We start from the raw sequence: 24,457 nt of genomic DNA on the forward strand, positions 1-24,457 counted from the left end.
CCGCTAATTGCGTATTACACAACACGATGCACATAGCGCGTACTGGAAAATATGACAGCCGTCACAAGGGGTGTCAATAGGTCACCGGAGTACTACGCCCGGGGGTCCGGCGCGGCATCACGGTGGACTTCCGTCGGGACGTTCTCAAACGCAACAGCGTCGCTTCCAGCGCAACCCACCTCACTCCATCACGCTTTCAGAGTGCGCTCGCCCAGCACTTCAGGGGCTGGAAAGTTCACAATTCCGAAACGCAAAGGTATTGACTGTGTTACAGGTCACGCATAATCTAGTGCAACAGCGTTGCGCTGAATGCAACCACAAACAATTTGGTGGATACATGAGTAACGAAACTTCCTCTCCCGCTCTTGCGGGAGGACTGGGCGCGGAGCAGGATGGCGTGCATGAAGGCCGCCGCGCCGGCCGCAGCACCTTGAGCGGCCAGAATTTCCAACCTGCTGACAACGATGTCAGCAGGGAAACGCGCCGGAGAGTCATCGCGGCCAGCTTCATCGGCAACTTCGTCGAATGGTTCGACTACGCCGTCTATGGCTACCTGGCCGTAACGATCGCGACGGTATTCTTCCCTGAATCGAATCCCCAGACCGGGCTCCTGCTGACTTTCGCCCTGTTCGCGATTTCATTCCTGGTGCGCCCGCTCGGCGGGTTCGTCTGGGGCCATATCGGTGACAGGGTGGGCCGGCGGACCGCTCTCTCCCTGTCGATCCTGATCATGTCCGGAGCGACTTTCTGCATAGCTCTCATTCCGGGCTACGACACGATCGGCATCTGGGCTCCGATCCTGCTGCTGATCATCAGGGTCGTGCAGGGCTTCTCGGCTTCAGGGGAGTACGCCGGAGCATCGGCGTTCCTGGTCGAATACGCCCCCGCCAACAAGCGGGGCGTCTACGCCGCGGTGGTTCCTGCGAGCACCGCAGCAGGCTTGCTCCTTGGTTCCCTGCTGGCCGGCCTGCTGACAGTCCTGCTCAGTTCCGACGCAATGCAAAGCTGGGGTTGGCGCCTGCCGTTCCTGCTGGCTGCCCCGATGGGACTGATCGGACGCTACATCCGTACCAAGCTCGAAGACACCCCGGTGTTCCGCGAAATGGCAGCAGAGGACGAGGCGGTCAAGGCACCTGTTTCCAGCCTGTTCCGGAACCACTGGCGGCAGCTGCTGCAGGCCGTCGGAGCTGTGCTGCTGAACGCCGTCGGCTTCTATGTGATCCTCAGCTACATGCCCACTTATCTGTCCTCAGAGCTGGGCCTGGGCGCAACGGAATCCTTCCTGGCCACCACCATCGCGTTGGTCACGTACATCGGGTTCATCTTCCTTACCGGAATGCTCTCGGACCGTTACGGCCGCAAGAAGGTGCTCATCAGTGCATCCGTCGCCTTCATCGTGCTGACGGTGCCGGCATTCGCCCTCCTGGGAACCGGGAACTTCCTGATCATCATCCTGGTCCAGATCCTGCTGGGTGCGATGCTCACCCTCAACGACGGCACGCTCCCCAGCTTCCTAGCCGAAATGTTTCCCACCCGTGTCCGCTACAGCGGCTTCGCGGTCAGCTTCAACCTCTCCAACGCCCTCTTCGGCGGCACCGCCCCGTTCATGGCAACCCTCCTTATCGCTGCCACCGCCAGCGATCTGGCACCGGCCTGGTACCTCGTAGCCGCGGCAGTGATCTCCCTGATCGCCGTTTCGCTCTCCAGGGAAACCTGCAAAGAACCGCTGCGCCACGAATAGCCGAACTTCTTCCATTCACCTCACGTAACTGCACCACAGAAAGGCAACACCACCATGACCATCACAGCATCCGAGAACGCAACGTCCGTCGCCGAGCTGGAGCGCACCAAGGTCCTGAAAAACGGGGACAAGGTGAAGCTCACATTCTCCGACACGGAGTTCGAACGCCGCCTCGCCGGCCTGCGCCGCATCATGGCAGAGAAGGACCTGGACGCCGTCGTCCTGACCAGCTACCACTCCATCAAGTACTATTCCGACTTCCTTTTCACCACCTTCGGCCGCTCCTACGGCATGGTGGTCACCAAGGATGACACCGTCACGGTCACCGCCAATATCGACGCCGGCATGCCGTGGCGCCGCAGCTACGGCGACAACATCGTGTACACGGACTGGCGCCGGGACAACTACATCTTCGCCATCCAGGAAGTGCTTCGCACCCGCGGCATCAACCCGCGCCGGCTCGGCGTCGAGGACGACTCGCTGCCGCTGGACAACCGCAACAAGATCCAGGCCGCCTTCCCGTCGGCAACCCTTGTGGACGTCGCGCAGGACGCCATGCGCCAGCGGATGATCAAGTCCGCCGAGGAGATCGAGGTCATCAAGCACGGGGCGCGCATCGGCGACCTCGGCGGCGAGGCCATCCGCAACGCCATCACGGCAGGCATTACCGAGTACGAGGTCGCCCTGATCGGCACCGAGGCCATGGTCCACGAGATTGCCCGGACCTTCCCGGACTCCGAGATCCGCGACACCTGGGTCTGGTTCCAGTCCGGCATCAACACCGACGGTGCCCACAACTGGGCCACCACACGCAAGATCCAGGAACACGACATCCTGTCGCTGAACTGCTTCCCCATGACCTCCGGCTACTACACCGCCCTGGAACGCACCCTGTTCTACGGCGAACCGGATGCCCGCTCGCTGGAACTGTGGAACATCAACGTCGAGGTCCACAAGCGCGGCCTGGAACTGATCAAGCCCGGCGCGGTATGCAAGGACATCGCCGCCGAGCTCAACGAGATCTACGTCGGCTACGGACTGCTCGCCAACCGCACCTTCGGCTACGGCCACTCCTTCGGCGTCCTGAGCCACTACTACGGCCGGGAAGCCGGACTCGAGCTGCGCGAGGACATCGACACCGTCCTGGAGCCGGGCATGGTGGTTTCCATGGAGCCGATGATCACGGTCATGGACGGCCAGCCCGGTGCCGGCGGCTACCGCGAGCACGACATCCTGGTGGTCGGCGAAGACGGCGCGGAGAACATCACCAAGTTCCCGTTCGGCCCGGAATACAACATCATCGGGGCCTGATAAGCACCGCAGTTGCCACCGCCCGAAAGCGGCGCCACGTCCTTCGTGGCGCCGCTTTCCGGCTTACATACGGAATGATGGTGCACACCATGACCTCTGCAGAAGCCCCCGAAACCAGCAGCAACGGCGACGCCAAAGGCACGTCCGTCATCGTCAACGCCATCGCGGTGCTTCGAAGCTTTACCGCCGACGAGCCGCTGCTCGGCGTCACCGAGATCGCCAACCGCGTCGGCCTGCACAAGAGCACCGTTTCCCGCATCCTGGCCACGTTCGAACAGGAACACCTGGTGGAGCGCGACCCGGAGACCCGCAGGTTCCGCCTGGGACTGGGCCTCATCGCCGTCGCCGGACCGCTGCTGGCGGAACTCGAAGAGCGCCGCGTGGCCTACCCCGTCCTGCGCGAACTGACGGAGCAGACCGGCGAAACAAGTGCCCTCATGGTGTGGAACGGCTCCGAGTCGATGTGCGTGGAGCAAATTGCCAGCCACCACCAGATCAAGCACACCACCCCGCTGGGCGCCCGGTACAACGACGCCCTCAGCGCTTCCGTGCAGGTCTTCCTCGCCGCCGAACCCGCCGAGCGCGTGCGGGTGTTGCTCCGCAGCGGCGAAATTGCCTATCCGGGGCTGGACGACACCAGCCTGGAGGCCTACCTGATCCGGCTCGGCGATGTCGCCCGGCGCGGCTGGGCCACCAATTACGGGGAGTCGTCACTGGACGAGGTTGGCCTGGCTGCCCCCGTGTTCGACCACCGCGGCGACATCGTGGCGGCCGTCCTCATTCCGGCACCGCGCTTCCGGGTCTCCCCGGACACGCTGCAACGCCTCGGCGAATCCTGCAAGGCGGCCGCGGACCGCGTTACAGCCCGTCTCGGCGGCGCCTCCCCCGCCCGCTAACCCCGGCTCCCCGCGCCCGACGCTCTCTCACTTCCCGCCGGGTTTTCCCCGACGCTCTCTCACAGGTGAGAGAGCGTCGGAAAATAGGCGACCACAGGTGAGAGAGCGTCAGGTGGGGATAATACGGAACAGGAACTTGGTCCGGACCATCACCCACAGCAGCGCCACGATCAGGGCATACCCGGCGGTGTTGAGCCAGATGTTCCCCTGCTGCAGTGCCGGGATGTTCGCCACCACCGCGATCAGCACCACGTGCATGATGAAGACGTACAGCGTGGCCCGCCCCAGCGGAATCAGCAACCAGCCGACAGCGCGTTCGATCGGCTTCCAGTAGGCCGTAAGGAGCGCGTAGGCCGTCACCAGCAGGGTGAGGACGTTCAGGAGCCGCCCCGGTTCCAGGTAGGTCCGCCCGAAAAACTCGTCGTAAACGGCGCGGTAGTTCGCGTCGGACGTCAGCGCCAGCCGGACATCGTATTCGTTGGCCAGGTACGGGTTTGCCCAGGACATCAGGACGAAAGCCACAGTGAGGGCGGCGCAGACACCAACTACCCAGCGGTGCGCGGAGAACCAAGCCACGAGGGTCCGCCGGTAGTAGCCGCCCACCAGGCCCAGTACAAAAAGGATCTGCCACACCAGCAGCGGGAAGGAATCCTCGAACTGGGACGGCAGGATCCTGAACCGGAACACCGTGCCGGCGACGTATAGCGCGGTAGTGGCAGCGAGTACCCACAGCACCTTGCCGCGGGCCAGCGCGAGCAGGATCAGCGGGCTGACCAGGAGCATGATCACGTAGAGTCCCATGACGTTGAACTGCCATGGCCCGAACTGCAGGAGCAGCACCGCAGGGATGACGGCACCGGACACCGGGAACTGCAGCAGGCCCTGCATGCCGGTGTAGAGGTCGTAGGTCCGGCCCGCGCCTGACCTGCCGGCGCCGCCGGTCCCCTGGTCCGTGAACGAGGTCAGCACGTCCGAGTTGAAGGCCGGGATGAGGCTGAGGGCGAACACCAGGACAACAACTGCCAGCGCCGTGACGTACAGCTTGCCCGCCCGCCTGCCGGTCTTTTGGGCGACCTCGCCGATGTTGTCCTGGGCCCTGGGCCCGTAGACCATCCCCAGCACCAGTCCGGACAGCAGCACGAACAGTTCGGCGCCGGAGACGAAGCCGATGGTTTCCTGCGTGAACAGCTGAAAGAGGGATGTCATGCCCACGTGGTTCACCACCACAAAGAGGATGGCCAGCCCGCGCATCAGGTCCACGCGGGAGTCGCGCGGGGATTTGTCCGAATACGTCCAGCCCTTCGCCGGGCGCACCCGCACCGGCAGGAACCACAGCAGGACCGCGCCTGCCAGCAGGGCGGCTGCCGCGATCCCCGCCGGCACACCGGACAGCGTGTTGCCGGGTGCCCCGCCGAGCCCGTCCACAGTCCTGGTGACCGGTCCTGTGACGAGCGTGGACTCCTTGAGGGCCGCCCCGGCGTCGGCTGCCACGTCCGCGTTCCGGGTGAGGCGCCAGTCAATGATGGTGTTGCCGGCGTCACCCACGTCCGTCTTCTCGTCCCAGACGACGGCGGCAATCCGTTCCAGTTTGCCCGGCGCGGCCTCGCCCAGCACCTGCTTCCACCAGCCGGACTTGATGTCGGTCTCCGACGGGCCGCCCGCCGTCGGACTGAAGTACGCCGCGGTCTGGAGCAGCAGCGGCTTGTCCCGCTTGACCGCGTAGGACTCGTAAAAGTCGGAGTCACCGCCGTCGGAATTGGTCCCCTCACCGGAGGCGGCCCCCCGGGCGGTCCCGTTCAGCAGGGAGGCCAGTTCCCGGTCCCTGGGCAGTGTGTTGACGGCGGCTCCGCCGCCCGTGTCGTCATGCACTGCCGTCAGGCCCGCCCAGTCAACCACGTCGTCCCCGGGGTAGTACGGGGCGTAGGGTGCGTCCGAACCGTTCCAGGCGCCGTCGGAATTCGTGTCCAGTGCGGCGAAACCCGCGGTGCCGGGTGCCGGGGCATCACGGTTCCTGGTGAACGGATAGTCGCGCGCCTGGAACGGCTGCCACACCATCACCGCATTTGATTCCGGTTCGAACGCCTGGGCTACCGCACGGAACGCCGTCACGTAGTCTCCGGGTTGCTGGCCCCAGGAAACCCAGCTTGAGTTCATGTCCGGGGCGAAGCGGATCAGCAGCTTCCCGGGAAAACCCTGCGCGAGACCCGCAAGCTGCCCGGCAAAATCGGCGGCACCGGCTGCGCCCACCTCTGCGAGGGGCACTGTGGGATTCACTGTGAGCAGCGCATGGGCCCCGGAGGCGGCACTCTGGGCCAGGAACTCCCGCAGGTAGCCCTTTTCACCGCTCCTGATGGGAAAGGAGACGTCGTGGCCGAGCACCGCCGGGGTTGCCTGCAGCCGTCCGGCGAACCCGGCGGCGTCGTCCTCGCCCCACTCCAGCACGCCGCCCAGGAGCGGTTTCCCCGATGAGGAACCGAGGTCCTCGCCGCTGTTAATGTTCGACGCCGGAAGGGCGGCTTGCGCTGCCGCTCCGGCTTGCGCTGCCGCTCCGGCTTGCGCTGCCACGGCTTCCTGCGCGGCCCCCGCCGGAAGGAAGAGCACCAGGGCGAGCACCAGGAGCGCGGTCCGGCAGAAGGCTTTAGGCGGATTCATGCGGGGCGCCATTCGGGAAGAGGGCCGAGACGGTCGTTCCGCCGCCCGGGGTTTCCGTGAGGGAAAGCTCTCCGCCGTGCGACTGGACGATCCGCACGCAGGTAGCCAGCCCCAGGCCCGAGCCGGGTGCGTCGCCGGGACGGTGCAGCCTGACCAGGGGTTCAAGGACCCGTTCGCGGTCGGCGGCGCTGATGCCCTTGCCGTTGTCCGCCACCCGGACGGTGACTCCGCGGTCGTCTGCCAGCGCGTAGACCCTGACTTTGAGTTCGTGCGCGGGGCTGCGGTAGTTGGAGGCATTGCCGAGAAGGTTCTGCAGCAAGGCCCGCAGCTGCGCCGGGTCAGCCACCACGTCCGCGTCCTCGCAGCTTAGCTTGGCGCCATGGCTGAACACGTCGCCCAGGTCGCTGACCGCCGCTGCAACGGTGTCCTTAAGGGACACCGGCCGCAGACGCAGCATTCCGCCCACCTGGGAGTAGCTGAGCACGTCGTCAAGCATGGAGAGCATCCGGCGCCCGCTGCCCCGGATGCGTTCCAGGTAGCCCGCAGCCGGGCTGTCCGGACGGATGTCCTCGTCATCCTCGCTCAGTTCCACATAGCCAAGGATGGTGGTGAGCGGGATCCGCAGGTCATGGCTGACCCGGCCGGCAAAATCAGCGAGCTTGCGGTTGCTGCGGGCGAGTTCTTCCAGGGCGTGCTGGAGCTGCAGGGTGCGGTGCTGCAACTCCAGCACTTCCACCACCTGTGCTGCGAGGACATCCAGCATGGCGGTCTGTTCGGCGGAGATGGTGGCCGGCGCATCGGAAAAGATGCACAGGGAGCCCAGTGTGAAGCCGGAATCGGTCACCAGCGGGGACGAGGCGTAGAACCGGACGCTCGCGATTTCTCCGGTCACAAACGGATTGGCCGCAAACCTGGGGTCCGCGGAAGCGTCGGGCACCACGGTGGTGCGGCCCTGCTGGAAGACCTGTGCGCACATCGAGTCTTCGCGTGCGCACAGTCCGGGTTTCAGGCCCGCAGCCGCGAGCTGGACCTGCTGCTCGGGAGTGATGATATTGACGGCGCTGAAGGGCACGCCGCAAAGCTTCGCCGCAAGGTCCACCAGGAAGTTCAGTGCGCGCGCCGCGCCGGCACTGGAACTCTCTTCCAACAGTCCGTACTCTCCCAGCACGGAGCGCCGTGCCAAGTCAGCGCTGACAAGGCTGCGCCCATCTGCTTGAGCCACTTAAGTCCCTTCCATCCCCAGAGCACCCGGCCAAGCGCCACAGTCCCCGCAGCAGGAGTCTAGCGGAGCGGATTGCCGCTCACGGGGGTGAGGTAGTCTCTTGACACCAACCGCAAATTTCAGGTTGACTATTACGCATGCTGAAATAACAGTTCCATGATGCGGAATGTAGGCGACTGCGGCGGCCCTGACCGGATCCGTGGCGGCCACTACAGCGGGGCACTCCCTTTTCCGCATAGCCGACGCCATGGATGCCAGCATTTGCACGAGGGATGAACAAGCATGCAGCTTGCCGTATTCAACGGGGCGGACCGCGCGGAAGTCACCGCGGCGCTTCGCCCCTGCATCGACGTCCAGCGCTGGGTGGACCAGATCGCAGACGCACGACCCTTTGCCAGCAGCAAGGCCCTGCTGGACTTCGCCCGCGACGCCGCCGCCCCGTTCACACCGGACGAAGTGGAGTCGGCCATGGCCCACCATCCGCGGATCGGGGAACGGCCCGCCGCTTCCACCACGGAGGCTTCAATGTCCCGATCGGAACAGGCCGGAGTGGATCCCGCGGACCAGGAGATCGTCACGGCATTGGCCGAAGGCAACCGCGCCTATGAGGAAAAGTTCGGCCGGGTGTTCCTGATCCGGGCCGCCGGACGCACCGCCCCGGAAATCCTGGCGGCGCTGCACGAGCGCCTCAACCACACACCCGAAGAAGAAGACGCCATAGTGGCCCGGCAGCTGCGCGAAATCGCCCTGCTGCGGCTCGAAGGAGTGATCAGCGAATGACCGTTTCACAGGTGACCACCCACATCCTTGACACGGGAGCCGGTCGCCCGGCTGCCGGCGTCGCCGTCGGGCTGTACGCGCGCGACGGCGGCGGCTGGAACCTCGTTGCCTCGGGCACCACCGACGGTGACGGCCGGGCGAAGGACCTCGGTCCGGAGCTGCTCCCGGCCGGGACGTACCGGCTGAACTTCGCCACAGGCGCCTACTACGAGGGCCTGGGCACGGCCACGTTCTTCCCGGAAGTGGACCTGGTGTTCACCGTGTCCGACGCCGGGGAGCACTACCACGTGCCGCTGCTCCTGAGCCCGTTCGCCTACTCGACGTACCGCGGCAGCTAGGCGCTGGAGGAAGAGCCCGGGGCAGTAGGCTAGAGGGCATGGCTTCTGAAGACACCCCCGCCGAGAGGCGCGAAATCACCGTGCGCCGAGCACCCAAATACGTGCCGTTCCTCATACTTGGCGGACTAGTGGGCATCATCGTTGCGGCGGTCATCGCCCTTGCGTTGCCCGGAGACCCGAGCTACGAACCCAGCTCGGTCTTCGGCTTCTTCCTGGTCCTTTTCGGCGCCGGCGGCGTGATTCTGGGCGCCATCATTGCCCTCCTCCTGGACCGGCTCAGCGTCCGCCGCGCCGAGCACGCCGTCGTCGAGGCCGTCCCGGAAGAGGCCCCGGGCAACGAGACGGACGACGGCGAGGACAGCGGCGCCGCGGGCGGCCGTCAGTCATAAACGGGCAACCGGAAAAGTCCTACCCCATCACGTGAGATAATCGACCAGTGGCACGCGGCGATGGAAAACTTTCTCATGATCTTCTCCCTGGCGAAAAAGGCCCCCAGGACGCTTGCGGCGTCTTCGGGGTCTGGGCACCAGGTGAAGAAGTAGCAAAACTCACCTATTACGGGCTGTATGCATTGCAGCACCGCGGTCAGGAGTCGGCTGGCATAGCAACCAGTGACGGCAAGCGGATCAACGTCTATAAGGACATGGGGCTCGTATCCCAGGTCTTCGACGAGACAACGCTGAACACCCTGACCGGGCACCTGGCCGTCGGCCACTGCCGCTACTCCACTACCGGCGCCAGCCACTGGGCCAACGCCCAGCCCACGCTTGGCGCCACCGCCACGGGCACCGTGGCACTGGCCCACAACGGCAACCTCACCAACACTGCCGAGCTCAATGCCATGATCATTGAGCGCAACGGCGGCCAGCTCAGCGGCGAAATGAAGCAGGGCAACACCTCGGACACCGCCCTGGTCACGGCACTGCTGGAGGGCGAAGAGGGCAAGTCCCTCGAACAGACCGCCATCGAGCTGCTGCCCAAGATCAAGGGCGGCTTCTGCTTCGTCTTCATGGACGAAGGCACCCTCTACGCGGCACGCGACACCTACGGCATCCGCCCGCTGGTCCTCGGCCGGCTGGAGCGCGGCTGGGTAGTCGCCTCCGAGCAGTCTGCCCTGGCGACCGTGGGCGCCAGCTTCATCCGCGAAATCGAACCCGGCGAATTCATCGCCATCGACGAAGACGGCGTGCGGTCCCAGCGCTTTGCGGAGCCGACGCCGGCGGGCTGCGTTTTTGAGTACGTCTACCTTGCGCGTCCGGACGCGGCCATCGCGGGACGCTCCGTGTACGAGTCCCGTGTGGAGATGGGCCGCCAGCTGGCCCGCGAAAACACCCAGGAAGCGGACATCGTCATCCCGGTCCCGGAGTCCGGAACCCCCGCCGCCGTGGGCTACGCCGAGGAATCCGGCATCCCCTTCGCGCACGGCTTCGTCAAGAACTCCTACGTGGGCCGCACGTTCATCCAGCCCTCGCAGACCCTGCGCCAGCTGGGCATCCGCCTCAAGCTCAACGCCCTCGAATCCGTAATCCGCGGCAAGCGCGTTGTGGTGGTGGATGACTCGATCGTCCGCGGCAACACCCAGCGCGCCATTGTCCGGATGCTCCGGGAAGCCGGGGCCGCCGCGGTGCACGTGAAAATCTCTTCCCCGCCGGTCCAGTGGCCGTGCTTCTACGGCATCGACTTCGCGTCCCGCGCGGAACTGATCGCCAACGGCGCCACCATTGAGGAAATTTCCCAAGCCATTGGGGCCGATTCGCTGGCGTACATCTCCGAAGACGGCATGATCGGCGCCACCCAGCAGCCGCGCGAACGCCTCTGCACCGCCTGCTTCACCGGCAAGTACCCCATCGAGCTCCCGGGCTCGGACAAGCTGGGCAAGAACCTGCTCGAGCGCACGGATCTCGGCGGCCTGCCCGCTGCCGGATCCGCAGCCAGCGCCCCGGCATCCGCCACCGTGGCTGTGGACTCCGACGAGGATCCGGCCGGGAAGGCCGGTGCCACCGGCTGCGACCCTGGACCTGATGCCGAGTTCGAGAACCTGCTGACCGAAGCCGACCTTGTGCCAGACGTGCACGCCGCCACCGCCGGCGCTGACAAGAAAGAGTCCGTATGACTTCCGCATCTTCCTCCGCCCAGAACGCCGGCATCACGTACGCCTCTGCCGGTGTTGACGTCGAAGCGGGCGACCGCGCCGTCGAACTCATGAAGGACGCCGTCAAGGCCACCCACAATTCCTCCGTGATCGGCGGAGTGGGCGGCTTTGCCGGACTCTATGACGTTTCGAGGCTCCTCACCTTCAAGCGGCCGCTGCTCGCAACCTCCACGGACGGCGTGGGCACCAAGGTGGCCATCGCCCAGGCCATGGACATCCACGACACCATTGGCTTCGACCTCGTGGGCATGGTGGTGGACGACATCGTAGTGGTGGGCGCCGAACCGCTCTACATGACCGACTACATCGCCTGCGGAAAGGTTGTCCCCGAGCGCATCGCGGACATCGTCCGCGGCATCGCGGCAGCCTGCTCCGTGGCCGGCACCGCCCTGGTGGGCGGCGAAACCGCAGAGCACCCTGGCCTGCTGGGTGAGCACGAGTACGACGTCGCCGGTGCCGCCACCGGTGTTGTCGAGGCCGACGCCCTGCTGGGGCCGGACCGCGTCCGCGCCGGCGACGTAGTGATCGGCATGGCCTCCTCGGGCCTGCACTCCAACGGCTACTCCCTGGTCCGCCGCGTCATCAACCACGCCGGCTGGGCCCTGGACCGCCAGGTCTCCGAACTCGGACGCACGCTGGGCGAGGAACTGCTCGAGCCCACCCGGGTCTACGCCGCAGACTGCCTGGACCTGGCCCGCACCTTCCCGGTTACGGCAGGCGCGGCCGTCCACGGCTTCAGCCACGTCACCGGCGGCGGCCTCGCGGCCAACCTGGCCCGCGTCCTCCCCCAGGGCCTCATCGCCACGGTGGACCGCGCCACCTGGGAACTCCCCGCCATCTTCAAGCTGGTTTCGGAACTGGGCAACGTCCCGCTGGCCGACCTTGAGCGCACGCTGAACCTCGGCGTGGGCATGGTGGCGATCGTCTCCCCCGAAGCGGCCGACGCCGCAGTGAACCGCCTCAATGACCGCGGCCTGCCGTCCTGGATCATGGGCACCGTGGAGGAGAACTCGGACTCGATCGTGAAGACCGGCCCGGACTACGTCCAGGGTGCCAAGGGTGTTGACGGCGGCGCAGTCCGACTGGTGAACACGTACGCCTGAGCTCCTCCCCCGAGCAACTGACCGAGTGCTCCGCAACCGCCGTCTAGCGAGCTGAAAACGGCAGTTGCGGAGCACTCGCCTGTCTAAAGTTCCAGCACGCTGAACACCCCGCCTTGGGGGTCTTTCAGCGTGGCAATAGTTCCTGCCTCTTCGATGTCGTCCGGCTCAACAAGGACCACGCCGCCTGCTGCCACCGCAGCGGCCACCGCTTCCGAGACGTCCGAAACGCCGAAATAGACCTGCCAGCCGGGTTCGAGCGTGTGCTGGGCATCGCCGGGAACCCTGGCGATCCCGGCCACCTCCGCACCGTGCACCATCAGCGTGGTGTACGTCCCCCCGTCGTCCTGCGGGTACTCGGTAACCTCGTGCCCGAACAGCTGCTGGAAGAACGCGACCGCTGCCTGCGGTTCGGCAGTCAACAGTTCGGCCCAGGCCAGCGCCCCGGCCTCGTTGTACCGGGCGGTGCCGGTATGCGTTCCCGGCTGCCACACCCCGGTGGTTCCGCCTCCGGGCGGCGCGACGAACACCATGACACCGGTGTCCGCCACGTCCTCGGGACCGAACTCCAGTGTGCCGCCCGCGTGCGGGGTTTCCTCGGCTATTGCGCCGGCGTCACCCGCGGCAAAGTAGATGTTCCACTGCGCGGCGGTCCCGGATGCCTCCTGCAGGGGATTCTGCGGCGCAATGACAGTGATGAGGTCGTCGCCCAGGTAGGCCTTCGAATAGCTTCGCCCGTCCGGTGTGGGCAGGTCCTCGTAGCGCCATCCGAACACGCCTGCGTAGAAGGACTTGGCGGCCTCGACATCCTTGGCCTGCAGGTCCGTCCAGCAGATCTCGCCCGCATTGTACGTGCTGCGCTCGGTCATAAAATTGTTTCCCTTCGACCCCAACAGTGTAGGCGCACAGCAGAAAGGCCCGTCAGGGCGCACCGGAAACCGGCGCGCCCTGACGGGCCTGATATCTGAGGTCAGCACCCGGGGGTGCTGGGAAAGAAGAGCCGAAGCATCGTACGGATCACTGTGGTGAATGAACGACGGCGGCACGCCACTGAGTGCCTTACGGCAGGTTCAGGGGGCGACAACTAACCGATTCGACGGGTGTCAACCTCGTCGTCGTCGTCTTCCAAATCATCCGCGTACTTATCCACATAGGCCGAATAATCCGGCTCTACCGGCTCACTCGAGAAACGGCTCGGTGCACGACCCTCGGAGCTCTTGAGCTCGCGCTGGAGAGCCGTGTAGTCAGTATTCGGGGAATAGTACTTAATATCCCGAGCCTGCTTGGTAGCTTTTGCCTTTTGACGGCCGCGCCCCATGGCGTGACCCCCTTTTGTACTCGGACCGGAGGTGGTCACCATTGGCGTTAGTGAGGCCCCGGAATGTTTGGTCAATTTGTCGTACACCTAGATTACATGCTTTCAGCGGTAACTGCTCCCCGGAACGCGCCCCCGGCGGACAGCAGCCACGTTTACGCAGGTCCGGGCCTTCTTCGGCCCTCGGTTTTTTCTTCGGTAGAGTCGTTTGAGCGACTCCACGCCGGCGGCCGCAGCCACGGCACAAGGCGGGGGAAAAGACGCCGGGAAGGGTGAATCTTCACGTGAATGACGAGAACGCAACGGGCACCAGCGACGGGAACCACAAGACATCCCCGGGGGCCGGGACGCCGCCCGTGGTGCCGCCTCCGCCTGCCAGGCCACCGACCAGCGGCCTCCCCATCCAGCGGCCCGCCGCGACAACAGAGGCGCCGGCCGTGACAACAGAGCCTGCGGAGCCTGCCCCGGGCGCCCGGCCCGCGAGCAATACCCGGAGAACCGCCGAGCAAACCGCCGAACAAAAACAGAACTTGTTCAAGGCCGGCTTCGTGGTGGCCGGACTTGTGCTGCTGGGCCTTTTCATCTGGTGGCTGGCCTCCCTGATCGCCAGCGCAAACGAGCAGGCCGCCAGCCAGGACCCGGCCCCGGCTGTCTCGGAGACGTCACAGTCTGCGCCGGCAACCCGGAGCCAGCTTCCCCAGGACGGCGTGAGCGCCCTGGACTACCAGCTGGGCGACTGCTTCGAAAACTTCGATCCCGAAGCTACGGAATCGCGGGTGGTGGCCTGCACCACCGGCCACTCGGCCCAACTGGTCGCCCTGTACCGGTACCCGGAATCAGACTCTTATCCGGGCATCGCCGCGTTGCGGCAAAAGGGCCGCGAGATCTGCCAGGACGCCGGCCTCACCGACGCCGTGGCAAACTACGTCCTCATGCAGCGCAACGCCTATCCGAGCGACACCAGCTGGGAGAAGGGCGACCGGCGGGTGGATTGCTATGTCACGGCGGACAAGGGCAACATCATCATGGAATCCCTGATCCCCTAGGACCGCGCCGGACCGCGTCCACCCGCCCTTGCGCTGCTAGCCCTTCCGCCGCACTGACAGCCCGCTGCCGGCGAGGGCACGGCCATCGGGCGATTCCTGTCCGCCCAGGCTGGCAATGGTGAGTTCGTCGACGTCGGCCGCGGTGTCCACCAGTACGGTGTCGCCGTCCGCGATTTCCCCGGCGAGGATGGCCTTGGCCAGCCGGTCGCCGATCTCGCGCTGCACCAGCCTGCGCAGCGGGCGGGCGCCGTAGGCGGGATCGAAGCCCGTCATGGCCAGCCAGGCGCGGGCGCCCTCGGTGACTTCCAGGTCCAGGCGGCGCTCGCGCAGCCTTCCGCCAAGTTCAGCCACCTGGAGTTCCACAATCTGGGCCAGCTCCTCGACGTCCAGGGCATCGAACAGCACCACTTCATCCAGCCGGTTCAGGAATTCCGGTTTAAAGGACGCATTCACGGTTGCCATCACGGCGCTGCGCTTGGCGTTGGCATCCAGGGTCTGGTCCACCAGGAACTGGCTGCCAAGGTTCGAGGTCAGCACCAGGATCACGTTGCGGAAATCCACGGTGCGGCCCTGGCCGTCGGTGAGGCGGCCGTCGTCGAGCACCTGCAGCAGGATGTCGAACACCTCGGGATGGGCTTTCTCCACTTCGTCCAGCAGCACCACGGAGTACGGACGACGGCGGACGGCTTCAGTCAGCTGGCCGCCTTCCTCGTAGCCCACGTAGCCAGGAGGTGCACCGACAAGCCGCGCGACGGAGTGCTTCTCGCCGTACTCGGACATGTCGATCCGCACCATGGCGCGCTCGTCGTCGAACAGGAACTCCGCCAGGGCCTTGGCGAGTTCGGTCTTGCCTACGCCGGTGGGTCCCAGGAACAGGAACGAGCCCGTTGGCCGGTTGGGATCGCTGATGCCCGCACGGGCGCGCCGGACGGCGTCCGACACTGCAGTGACGGCCTTCTTCTGGCCGATCAGCCGCTTGCCGAGTTCCTCTTCCATGTGCAGCAGCTTCTGGCTTTCACCCTGGAGCATGCGGCCGGCCGGGATGCCGGTCCACGCCGAAATCACCTCTGCGATGTCACCAGCCGTGACCTCGTCTGCCACCATGAGTTCCTGCTTGGCGCCACCGCCGGCAACCCGTGCGGCTTCCGCCTCGGCGGCAGCGGACAGCTCGCGTTCCAGTGCGGGAAGTTCGCCGTAAAGGATGCGGGAGGCGGCAGCGAGGTCGCCTTCGCGCTGGTACTTCTCAGCCGCCGACCGCAGCTCGTCGATCCGGGCTTTCAGGTCACCGACATGGTTGAGGCCGGCTTTCTCAGCTTCCCAGCGGGCATTCAGTGCGGACAGCGCTTCCTTTTTGTCCGCCATGTCCGCCCGCAGCGCGGCGAGGCGTTCAACGGAGGCGGCGTCCTTCTCGTTGGCGAGGGCGAGTTCTTCCATGGTCAGCCGGTCCACCTGGCGCCGGAGCTGGTCGATCTCCTCCGGTGCGGAGTCAATCTCCATGCGCAGCCGGGACGCCGCCTCGTCCACGAGGTCGATCGCCTTGTCCGGAAGCTGCCGGCCGGAGATGTAGCGGTTGGAGAGTGTCGCCGCAGCGACCAGGGCGGAGTCCGCGATGGACACCTTGTGATGGGCTTCGTAGCGTTCCTTCAGGCCGCGGAGGATGCCGATGGTGTCCTCCACGCTCGGCTCACCCACGAACACCTGCTGGAAGCGGCGCTCCAGCGCGGGGTCCTTCTCGATGTTCTCGCGGTATTCGTCCAGCGTGGTTGCACCGATCAACCGCAGCTCGCCGCGGGCCAGCATGGGCTTGAGCATGTTGCCGGCGTCCATGGAGGAGTCTCCTGAGGCGCCTGCGCCCACCACGGTGTGAAGCTCGTCGATGAAGGTCACGATCTGCCCCTCGGAGCTCTTGATCTCCTCCAGGACGGCCTTCAGCCGTTCCTCGAACTCGCCGCGGTACTTGGCCCCGGCCACCATCGAGGCGAGGTCCAGGGCGATGAGGGTCTTGCCACGCAGGCTCTCCGGGACGTCATTGGCGACGATCCGCTGGGCCAGGCCCTCGACGACGGCGGTTTTGCCGACGCCCGGTTCGCCGATGATCACCGGGTTGTTTTTGGTACGGCGGCTCAGCACCTGGATGATGCGGCGGATCTCGGCGTCGCGGCCGATCACCGGGTCCAGCTTGCCGGACCGTGCGATGGCAGTAAGGTCCGTGCCGAACTTCTCCAGCGCCTGGAAGGTGTTCTCGGGGTCGGCGTTGGTGACCTTGCGGTCACCGCGGACACCCGGCAGCGCGGCGAGCAAGGCCTCGTGGGAGGCGCCGGCGTCGCGCATCAGCTTGCCGACGGCGTCACTGCCGGCGGAGAGGCCCAGCAGCAGGTGCTCGGTGGAGACATACGTGTCCCCCAGCTTGTCTGCCTCGTTTTGGGCATTCTTGATTGCCTGCAGGGCGGCGCGGGACAGCTGGGCCTGCTGAACGGAGGCGCCGGAGGACGCCGGGAGCGCCTTGATGGCGGTGCTCGCCTGGACGCTGACGGCGTCCGGATCGGCGCCGGTGGCTCGCAGGAGCGCGACGGCCACGCCTTCCCGCTGGTCCATCAGCGCCTTGAGCAGATGGGCAGGCTCAACCTGGGGATTTCCCGCCGTGGAGGCGTTCATGGCTGCTGCCGAAAGAGCCTCCTGGCTCTTGGTGGTGAACTTGGCGTCCAAAGAGAGCTCCTTTCGGGGATAGATCAACTCTTAAAGTTGAGTGTACATGACTCAACTTTGCAGACGGGGTCTACGCTCCATGTTTGCCGACGGCGAAATGGCTGTCTAGGGGCGATTGGCCCCCCGCTGACCGGCACCGGCAGGGGCGCCGGCCGCCAAGGCGTCCGGGCGTCAGGACGGGCCGACGCCGGTGATGACCGCGATCCAGCCCAGATGGCGCGAGACGGCCGCGTGGTCGTTGTAGAGGCCGGCGAACCCGGAGGGGTTGCCGGCCGGCAGGACGCTCGACGTCGACAGCACGCCAACCAGCTTCCCGGCGACAATGAGGGGCCCTCCAGAGTCCCCGGACAGCGGGTGCCCCGTCCGGGACTGCGTCCGCACGGACAGGCCGCCAAAAGCGTCCGAGCCCTGCCCAGCCACGGTTACACCGGCAGCCTTGACCTGGTAGGACATGGCACCCGACCCCTCAGCCTGGGCCCCCCAGCCGAATACCCGTGCGTCCGAGCCGGGAGCCGGGAAGGTTCGGGAGAGGCTGGCATATTGTCCGGGGTGCGGGGCGGAGAGTTTGAGCAGGAGAACGTCGCCCGTCGTCGACGGGTACCGGGCAGCGACTTTCCGCACGGAACCGCCGACGCCCAGGTACGGGCTGCCAAGACGGACTGACTGAAGTCGGGCAGAGTCGCAGTGCCGGGCAGTAATAACCCACTCCGCTGAAATCTGGCTGCCCGTGCAGCCCACCCTGGCACCCGCGGTGTCGTAGGCGATCTGGGCGGCGAATGGGGCGTCGGACATGGCCACAGCCTCGCCGCCGGCAATGTTCGTGTCCGCCGGACCCGGGTCCGGCGGACCCGAAGCCAGGAAGGTGAGGGCTGGCGGATCGGGGACCGGCGAACCGAACGCCGGCGCCAGCGGCAGGGCAATGAGCAGCGCGACGGCGAAGATCACCCGCGGGGTGCGGCGACCCTGGAACCTCAGGCGACAACGCATTTTCACATGGTAGGACTGCGGCCCGGGAAACGTTAGCCCCTTAGGCGGGCATGCAGGAGGGCGGCTCCCCCAAGGAACCGCCCTCCGGCTGGCATGCGAGCCTGCGCGTGACATGCGCACGGCCCGACACACAGGAACTTCTCTGGTGGACCGCCGCCCGCCGCGGGGCGGACAGGCGGTCCGGTGAAAACACTACAGCGCTTCAATGGCCTTGTCACGACTGTGACAAAATCGGTCATGTCCTGATGGGTATTCTGGAAGCCATGGACCAGACTCATGATGCCGGCAACCCCACCACCCAGCACATTTTCATTGACAAGGAAAGCCCGGCGGTCTGGCGTGCGCTGAACGGACTCGGCCTGAAGGCACGGGAGGCGGCCGACGAAGCCGGCATCAGCAGGGCGCTGACGGAGCTGCTCAACGTCCGCATCTCGCAGATCAACGGCTGCGCCTACTGCCTGAACATGCACGTTGCCGATGCGCTAAAGAAGGGCGAGACCACGCAGCGCCTCGCCGTGCTGTCCGCCTGGCGCGACACCGCTTTGTTCACTGAGAAGGAGCGCGCGGCCCTGGCATTGGCCGAGTCCATCACCATCCTGCCGGACGCCCACACCCGTGAACGGGAGGACGCCTACGCGCGGCAGCACCTGAACACGGCCGAATATTCGGCGGTGAGCTGGCTGGTGATCACCATGAACGCGTTCAACCGCGTGTCCATCACCAGCCAGCACCCCGTGCGGCGCGACGCAAAGGCCGACTCCGAAACGCGCTAGGAAGCCTGTGCCCGCGCGGCCTTAACCAGCTCCGCGCAGCGCTCCCCGATCATCATGGTGGTGATGTTCGGGTTCACCGTGGTCAGCTCCGGCATCACCGAGGCATCCGCAACACGCAGTCCGGTCACGCCCTTGACCCGCAGTTCAGGATCCAGCGGGGACATCACGTCGTCCGACGCGCCCATCCGTACGGTTCCCGCCGGGTGGTAGACCGTGTTGTGGGTTTTGCGGATGTAGTCCGTGATTTCCGCGTCGCTCTGAATGGCTTCGCCGGGATAGAGCTCCTTGCCCGCCCATTCGGCCATGGCCGGCTGCGCCACGATTTCCCGGGCCTTGCGGATGCCGGCAACCATCACGCGCATGTCGTGCGGGTCGGTGAAGTACCGCGGATCCACCTTGGGCTTGTCCCGGTAGTCGCGGCTGCGGAGCCGGACCGTCCCGCGAGACCTGGCGTGCGTGACATTCGGCGTCAGGCAGAAGCCGTTGTCCGTCGTCGGAAAGCCCTGGCGGACAGTGTGCATGTCGAAGGGCACCGAGCCGTAGTGGAACATCAGGTCCGGCCGGTCCAGGCCTTCTTCTGTGGTGGTGAAGATCCCGATTTCCCACCACTGGGTGGACGTCTCGGGCATGGGCTTCCTGGCTTCCCACTGGATGACGCCTTCCGGGTGGTCCTGAAGGTGTTCGCCGACCCCGGGGGAATCGGAGCGGACCGGGATGCCGAACTCTTCCAGCTGGGCGGCCGGACCGATCCCGGACAGCATCAGCAGCTTGGGCGAATCGATGGCCCCAGCGGACAGGATCACCTCGGACCGGGCGGTCAGCGTGTGCGTCTTCCCGAAGGAATTGTCCACGACGTCGACGCCGGTACAGCGGTTGTCCGCCGTGAACTTCAGCTCACGGGCACGCAACCCGGTCAGCAGGGTGAAGTTCGGACGGTCCACCACGGGGTGGATGTAGGACACCGACGACGACGAGCGGGTGCCGTCCGCGCGGCGGTTGATCTGGAAGAAGTTGGCGCCGTTGATCACGGTTTCGCCGGAGTTGAAGCGGACCCGGGGAATCCCGGTTTCCTCGCAGGCGTCCAGCAGGGCACGGCCGCAGGGGTCTTCCGCCGGCACATTCATCAGGTGGACCGGGCCGCTGTCGCCGTGGTGCGGTGCTTCCGGTCCGGCGTCCTCGTTGGTTTCCAGGTGCTTGTACAGGCGGTAGGCCGTCTCGGCGTTCCAGCCGGTGGCGCCGAACTTCTGCTCCCACTCGTCGATGTCCTCGCGGGGCGCCCAGAAGGCGATGCAGGAGTTGTGGCTGGAGCAGCCGCCCATCACCTTGGCACGGGCGTGGCGCATGAAGGAGTTGCCGTTTTCCTGCTCCTCGACGGGATAGTCCCAGTCGTAGCCGGATTCCAGCAGTTCCATCCAGCGGTCCAGCTGGAGGATGGCGTCCACGCCGCGGTCGTCCGGGCCGGCTTCCACGAGCGCCACTTCCACCGAGGGGTCCTCGCTCAGCCGGGAGGCCGCCGCTGCGCCGGCGGACCCGCCGCCGATGACGATGTAGTCGAAGTCAGTCTTGTCCAATGCTGTCATGCGCTTAGTTCCCCTCTGCGGTGACTGTGTTGCCGGCTGTGTTCCCGGCTGTGCCAGGGTCCGCGAACCAGCCCGTCACCTGCGGATCGATGTTGTGATAGACGTGCTTGGCTTCCTGGTATTCAGCCAGGCCCGTGGGTCCGAGTTCGCGCCCGACGCCGGACTGGCCGAAGCCGCCCCATTCCGCCTGCGGCAGGTAGGGGTGGAAATCGTTGATCCAGATGGTGCCGTGGCGCAGCTTGCGGGCCACGCGTTGGCTCTTGCCGGCATTCTGGCTCCAGACGGCGCCGGCCAGGCCGTAGTGGGTGTCATTGCCCAGCCGCACGGCTTCTTCTTCGGTGCTGAAGGTTTCCACGGTGACCACCGGACCGAAAGCCTCATCCTTCAGCACGGACATGCCGCTGGTGACCTGGTCCAGGACGGTGGGCAGGTAGTAGTAGCCCTTTTTGAGCTCGCCGTCGCCCCACGTACCGCCGCAGCGCAGGCGTGCACCCTCGGCGACGCCCTTGTCCACGTAGGCGGTCACCTTGTCGCGGTGGGCTGCGGAGATCAGCGGCCCTGTCTCGGCGTCGGGATCGAAGGGGCCGCCCAGGCGGATCTGCTCCGCACGGCGGACCAGCTCGTCCACGAACCGTTCGGCAATGGATTCCTCGACAATCAGGCGCGAGCCGGCGGAGCAGACCTGGCCGGAGTGCACGAAGGCGGCGTTGAGCGCGTTGTCCAAGGCGGCGTCGAAGTCGGCGTCAGCGAAGATGATGTTGGGGTTCTTGCCGCCCAGCTCCAGCGCCACCTTCTTGACCGTGGCGGCGGCCGAAGCTGCGATGGTCTTGCCGGTTTCGAGCCCGCCCGTGAAGGAGACGAGGTCAACATCCGGGTTTCCGGAAAGCACTGAACCCACGGTTTTCCCGTCGCCCAGAACAAGGTTGGCGACCCCGGACGGCAGTCCCAGTTCTTCCAGGACCTGCATCATCAGGATGGCGGTGTGGGGCGTCAGTTCGCTCGGCTTGAGCACGAAGCTGCAGCCTGCCGCGAGCGCCGGGGCGATCTTCCAGGCGGCCTGCAGCAGCGGGTAGTTCCAGGGGGCGATCAGCGCACAGACGCCTACGGGTTCGTATTCGATCCGGCTGACCACGGTGCTGCTGCCCGCGTCGACCAGCCGTCCGGAGTCCTGGCCCGCGATTTTGCCGAAGTACTCGAAGCAGTTGGCGATGTCGTCCATGTCGATTTCGCTCTCCACCAGGCGCTTGCCGGTGTCCAGCGTTTCGGCGCGGGCAAACTCGTCCTTGCGCTCCCGCAACCTCGCCGCGACGCGCAGCAGGAAGGACCCGCGTTCCAAGGCCGGGACACCTGCCCATTCGCCGCCGTCGAACGCCGCCCTGGCGGCTGCCACGGCGCGGACAGCGTCGTAGGCGTTGGCCTCGGAGACGACGCCGGCCAGTTCGCCGTCGGCCGGACAGCGGATCTCACGGGTGCCGCCGTCGGACGCTGCACTCCAGGTGCCGCCGATGAATAGCGTTGCGGTGGTCATTTCGCTGCCTCCTGCGTTTCGAAGTCTGATTCCCAATTGTCTTTAGCCACCTGGTCTTCGACCAGGACGGTGTTGCCCGGCGCTGCACGGTTCAGGTGCAGGAATTCCAGGTGCTGTTCGTAGTGGTCCAGGACATCGGTGATGACCTGTTCCTTCGTGTAGCCCATGAGGTCGTAGCCGTGGCTGCCCTCGAGGGAGAACACTTCCATCCGGTAGTAGTGGTCGTCCGGGTCCGCCCGCCGGGTGGCGTAGGACGGCGTCTCGTACTGCACCGGGTAGATCTGGTATTTGAACGGCCGCTCCTCGCCCATGGCGAGCTGCAGGTCCGCACTGTCGATCCCGCAGGACTCCACCGTGGACACCGAAAGCACGGTCTCGGCGCCCTGGGCCTTCAGTTCCTCGCTGACCTCCCGGAGCGCCGGCACGGCCACGGTTTCGACGAACCGCGTGGTCTGCCGGCGGCCGGGATAGCTCATGGCCCGGGTGAGGCGCTGGCGCCAGCTGCGGCCGCCGCGCTGTTCGCCCGCACGGCCGGTGATGATGCCCGGCAGGCTGGCGCGGTAGCTGTCGTTGAGCGAGTTCTCCACCCGCAGCGCCTTGTACAGCCCCAGCATGATGAAAACCAGGAGCAGGGACAGCGGCAGGCCCATGACAATTGTGGCGTTCTGCAGGGTGGCCACGCCGCCCACCATCAGCATGGCGAGCGTCAACAGGCCGGTTGCCACCGCCCAGAACACGCGCATCCATTCCGGACCGTCGGCGTCCGCGTCCTTGAGGTGCGAGGTGAAGTTGGCCATCACCAGGGCTCCGGAGTCGGCGGAGGTCACGTAGAACAGCAGTCCCGTGAAGGTGGCGACGGCGGCCGTCACCGGAACGCCGGGGTACTGGGACAGCAGGCTGTAGAAGCCGCGCTCCGGGTGGCTCATCGCGGCTTCGCCGAAGGCCGCGTTGCCGTTCATGATCAGGTCGATGCTGGAATTCCCGAACACGGAAATCCACAGCAGGATGAAGAGGAACGGGACGGTCATGGTGCCGAGCACGAACTGGCGGATGGTGCGGCCGCGGGAGATGCGGGCCAGGAACAGGCCGACGAACGGCGCCCAGGCGATCCACCAGGCCCAGAAGAACAGGGTCCAGGCATTCAGCCAGTCGGTGGGCCGGTCGTACGCGAAGGTGTCCAGGGTCATGGCCGGGAAGCGGCTCATGACGTCGCCGACGTTCTGCACGATGCCGTCCAGCAGGAAGCTGGTCTTGCCGGTCACCAGCACGAACAGCATCAGGGCCACGGCCAGGATCACGTTCAGTTCGGACAGCCGCCGGATGCCCTTCTCGACGCCGGACACCACCGAGACAGTGGCCATCACCACGGACAGGGCGATCAGGCCGATCTGGACGGCGAGGTTCTCCGGGATGCCGAACATGAAGTTCAGGCCGTAGTTGAGCTGGACCACGCCGATGCCCAGCGAAGTGGCGATACCGAAGATGGTGCCGAGCAGGGCGGCGATGTCCACGGCATGCCCCAGCGGGCCCTCGATCTTCTTGCCGAAGATCGGGTACAGCGCGGAGCGGATGCTTAGCGGAAGATTGTGGCGGTAGGCGAAGTAGCCCAGCGCCAACCCCATCAGCGCGTAGAGCGCCCAGCCGGTGATGCCGTAGTGGAACAGGGTCCAGACCAGGGCCTGCCGGGCGGCCTCAGCGGTACCTCCTTCGCCCTGCGGCGGGGCAAGGTACTGGCTGACCGGTTCGGACACGGAGAAGAACATCAGGTCGATCCCGATGCCGGCGGCGAACAGCATGGCGGCCCAGGTGAACATGCCGAACTGGGGCTTGGAATGGTCCGGTCCGAGCTTGGTCTTGCCCACCCGTGACAGCGCGGCCACGATGACGAAAACCACCACGGCCGTGACAATCAGGAAGTAGTACCAGCCCATGTTGGTGGACACCCAGCCCACCATGGACCCGATGACGGCCTCGGCGTTGTCCTTGGCGAGCATGGCCCAGAGCGCGATGCCCACCACGCCCGCAGCCGAGCCGAAAAAGACGGTCTTGTTGACCCGCGTGGTGCGTTCCGGCGCGGCGTCCTGCGACGGTGACTGGTTTGGTGGTGAGGGTGCGCCAGCGGCCGGCGCTGCGCCGGGGCGCGCTGAGGAGTTGTGGCTCATTGGTCCCATTTCAGTTTTTGAGGCTGCGGTCCAGACGCCGGGTCTCCCGGCCGCGCTGTGGCGCACGGAGGCGGGGGCCAGGGGTCGTATTGAGTCTGGCTTGGCTTTCGACGGTACCAACGCGGTCCGGCGGACCCCCAAGTTTTATGAGACTACTCACGCGTTTGG

19 protein-coding genes are annotated in these 24,457 nt (G+C 66.0%); 10 read left to right on the forward strand and 9 right to left on the reverse strand.

Annotated features, from left to right (window positions below; all coding sequences use genetic code 11):
• Window positions 1–337: 337 nt before the first annotated feature.
• From JOE41_RS08990 to JOE41_RS09000, 3 genes are all read left to right on the forward strand, one after another.
• Window positions 338–1,741, forward strand: coding sequence for an MFS transporter (locus JOE41_RS08990; protein WP_011693552.1), 1,404 nt, complete (start codon window positions 338–340; stop codon window positions 1,739–1,741).
• A gap of 54 nt (window positions 1,742–1,795) precedes the next feature.
• Window positions 1,796–3,052 (forward strand): aminopeptidase P family protein, encoded by a 1,257-nt coding sequence (locus JOE41_RS08995; protein WP_209752118.1) that lies wholly within the window; start codon window positions 1,796–1,798, stop codon window positions 3,050–3,052.
• Window positions 3,053–3,141: 89 nt separating this feature from the next.
• Entirely contained in the window at window positions 3,142–3,948 is an 807-nt protein-coding gene (locus JOE41_RS09000; RefSeq protein ID WP_011693554.1) for an IclR family transcriptional regulator, read from the forward strand.
• A gap of 108 nt (window positions 3,949–4,056) precedes the next feature.
• Here JOE41_RS09000 and opgC read toward each other — a convergent pair whose 3' ends face one another.
• Window positions 4,057–6,600 (reverse strand): OpgC domain-containing protein, encoded by a 2,544-nt coding sequence (gene opgC, locus JOE41_RS09005; RefSeq protein WP_245200680.1) that lies wholly within the window; start codon window positions 6,598–6,600, stop codon window positions 4,057–4,059.
• On the reverse strand, window positions 6,587–7,822 hold the full coding sequence (locus JOE41_RS09010; protein WP_209752119.1) for a GAF domain-containing sensor histidine kinase: 1,236 nt from the start codon (window positions 7,820–7,822) through the stop codon (window positions 6,587–6,589). The genes opgC and JOE41_RS09010 overlap by 14 nt, the downstream gene beginning before the upstream one ends.
• A 282-nt stretch (window positions 7,823–8,104) precedes the next feature.
• On the opposite strand from JOE41_RS09010, the gene uraD reads away from it, so the two are divergent.
• Genes uraD through purM form a run of 5 tightly spaced genes read left to right on the forward strand, consistent with a single transcriptional unit; the run spans window position 8,105 to window position 12,195 of the window.
• Window positions 8,105–8,602, forward strand: coding sequence for a 2-oxo-4-hydroxy-4-carboxy-5-ureidoimidazoline decarboxylase (gene uraD, locus JOE41_RS09015; RefSeq protein ID WP_209752120.1), 498 nt, complete (start codon window positions 8,105–8,107; stop codon window positions 8,600–8,602).
• A complete protein-coding gene (uraH, locus tag JOE41_RS09020; RefSeq protein WP_209752121.1) occupies window positions 8,599–8,940 on the forward strand; it encodes a hydroxyisourate hydrolase in 342 nt (113 codons plus the stop codon). The genes uraD and uraH overlap by 4 nt, the downstream gene beginning before the upstream one ends.
• Window positions 8,941–8,978: 38 nt before the next feature.
• Entirely contained in the window at window positions 8,979–9,329 is a 351-nt protein-coding gene (locus tag JOE41_RS09025) for a hypothetical protein (protein WP_209752122.1), read from the forward strand.
• 47 nt (window positions 9,330–9,376) lie between these two features.
• On the forward strand, window positions 9,377–11,053 hold the full coding sequence (purF, locus tag JOE41_RS09030) for an amidophosphoribosyltransferase (RefSeq protein WP_011693560.1): 1,677 nt from the start codon (window positions 9,377–9,379) through the stop codon (window positions 11,051–11,053).
• The gene (gene purM / locus JOE41_RS09035) at window positions 11,050–12,195 is read left to right on the forward strand and encodes a phosphoribosylformylglycinamidine cyclo-ligase (protein WP_209752123.1); all 1,146 of its coding nucleotides are present in this window, start codon (window positions 11,050–11,052) and stop codon (window positions 12,193–12,195) included. The genes purF and purM overlap by 4 nt, the downstream gene beginning before the upstream one ends.
• A gap of 83 nt (window positions 12,196–12,278) precedes the next feature.
• On the opposite strand, the gene JOE41_RS09040 is transcribed toward purM, so the two are convergent.
• The gene (locus tag JOE41_RS09040) at window positions 12,279–13,061 is read right to left on the reverse strand and encodes a VOC family protein (RefSeq protein WP_011693562.1); all 783 of its coding nucleotides are present in this window, start codon (window positions 13,059–13,061) and stop codon (window positions 12,279–12,281) included.
• Between the two features lie 215 nt (window positions 13,062–13,276).
• Window positions 13,277–13,510, reverse strand: a complete 234-nt coding sequence (locus JOE41_RS09045; RefSeq protein WP_011693563.1) for a DUF3073 domain-containing protein — start codon at window positions 13,508–13,510, stop codon at window positions 13,277–13,279.
• A 281-nt stretch (window positions 13,511–13,791) separates the two neighbouring features.
• On the opposite strand from JOE41_RS09045, the gene JOE41_RS09050 reads away from it, so the two are divergent.
• Window positions 13,792–14,553: a septum formation family protein gene (locus JOE41_RS09050; RefSeq protein WP_209752125.1), complete on the forward strand. Its 762-nt coding sequence runs from the start codon at window positions 13,792–13,794 to the stop codon at window positions 14,551–14,553.
• A 36-nt stretch (window positions 14,554–14,589) separates the two neighbouring features.
• Here the strand turns inward: JOE41_RS09050 and clpB are convergent, their stop codons facing one another.
• Window positions 14,590–17,259, reverse strand: a complete 2,670-nt coding sequence (gene clpB, locus JOE41_RS09055; protein ID WP_209752127.1) for an ATP-dependent chaperone ClpB — start codon at window positions 17,257–17,259, stop codon at window positions 14,590–14,592.
• Between the two features lie 171 nt (window positions 17,260–17,430).
• Window positions 17,431–18,246, reverse strand: coding sequence for a trypsin-like serine protease (locus tag JOE41_RS09060; protein ID WP_245200681.1), 816 nt, complete (start codon window positions 18,244–18,246; stop codon window positions 17,431–17,433).
• A 263-nt stretch (window positions 18,247–18,509) separates the two neighbouring features.
• Here JOE41_RS09060 and JOE41_RS09065 point away from each other — a divergent pair, with 263 nt between their 5' ends.
• Window positions 18,510–19,019, forward strand: a complete 510-nt coding sequence (locus JOE41_RS09065; protein ID WP_209752132.1) for a carboxymuconolactone decarboxylase family protein — start codon at window positions 18,510–18,512, stop codon at window positions 19,017–19,019.
• Here JOE41_RS09065 and JOE41_RS09070 read toward each other — a convergent pair.
• The 3 genes from JOE41_RS09070 to betT are packed head-to-tail and all read right to left on the reverse strand — an operon-like array spanning window position 19,016 to window position 24,298.
• Window positions 19,016–20,599 (reverse strand): GMC family oxidoreductase, encoded by a 1,584-nt coding sequence (locus JOE41_RS09070; protein WP_209752133.1) that lies wholly within the window; start codon window positions 20,597–20,599, stop codon window positions 19,016–19,018. The two genes, JOE41_RS09065 and JOE41_RS09070, sit on opposite strands and share 4 nt — an antisense overlap.
• Before the next feature lie 4 nt (window positions 20,600–20,603).
• Window positions 20,604–22,127: an aldehyde dehydrogenase family protein gene (locus JOE41_RS09075; protein WP_209752134.1), complete on the reverse strand. Its 1,524-nt coding sequence runs from the start codon at window positions 22,125–22,127 to the stop codon at window positions 20,604–20,606.
• Window positions 22,124–24,298, reverse strand: a complete 2,175-nt coding sequence (gene betT, locus JOE41_RS09080) for a choline BCCT transporter BetT (RefSeq protein WP_209752135.1) — start codon at window positions 24,296–24,298, stop codon at window positions 22,124–22,126. Before betT ends, JOE41_RS09075 begins: the two co-directional genes overlap by 4 nt.
• Window positions 24,299–24,457: the final 159 nt, after the last annotated feature.

It is taken from the genome of Arthrobacter sp. PvP103 (genome assembly GCF_017833075.1).
In the GTDB taxonomy this organism is placed as follows: domain Bacteria; phylum Actinomycetota; class Actinomycetes; order Actinomycetales; family Micrococcaceae; genus Arthrobacter.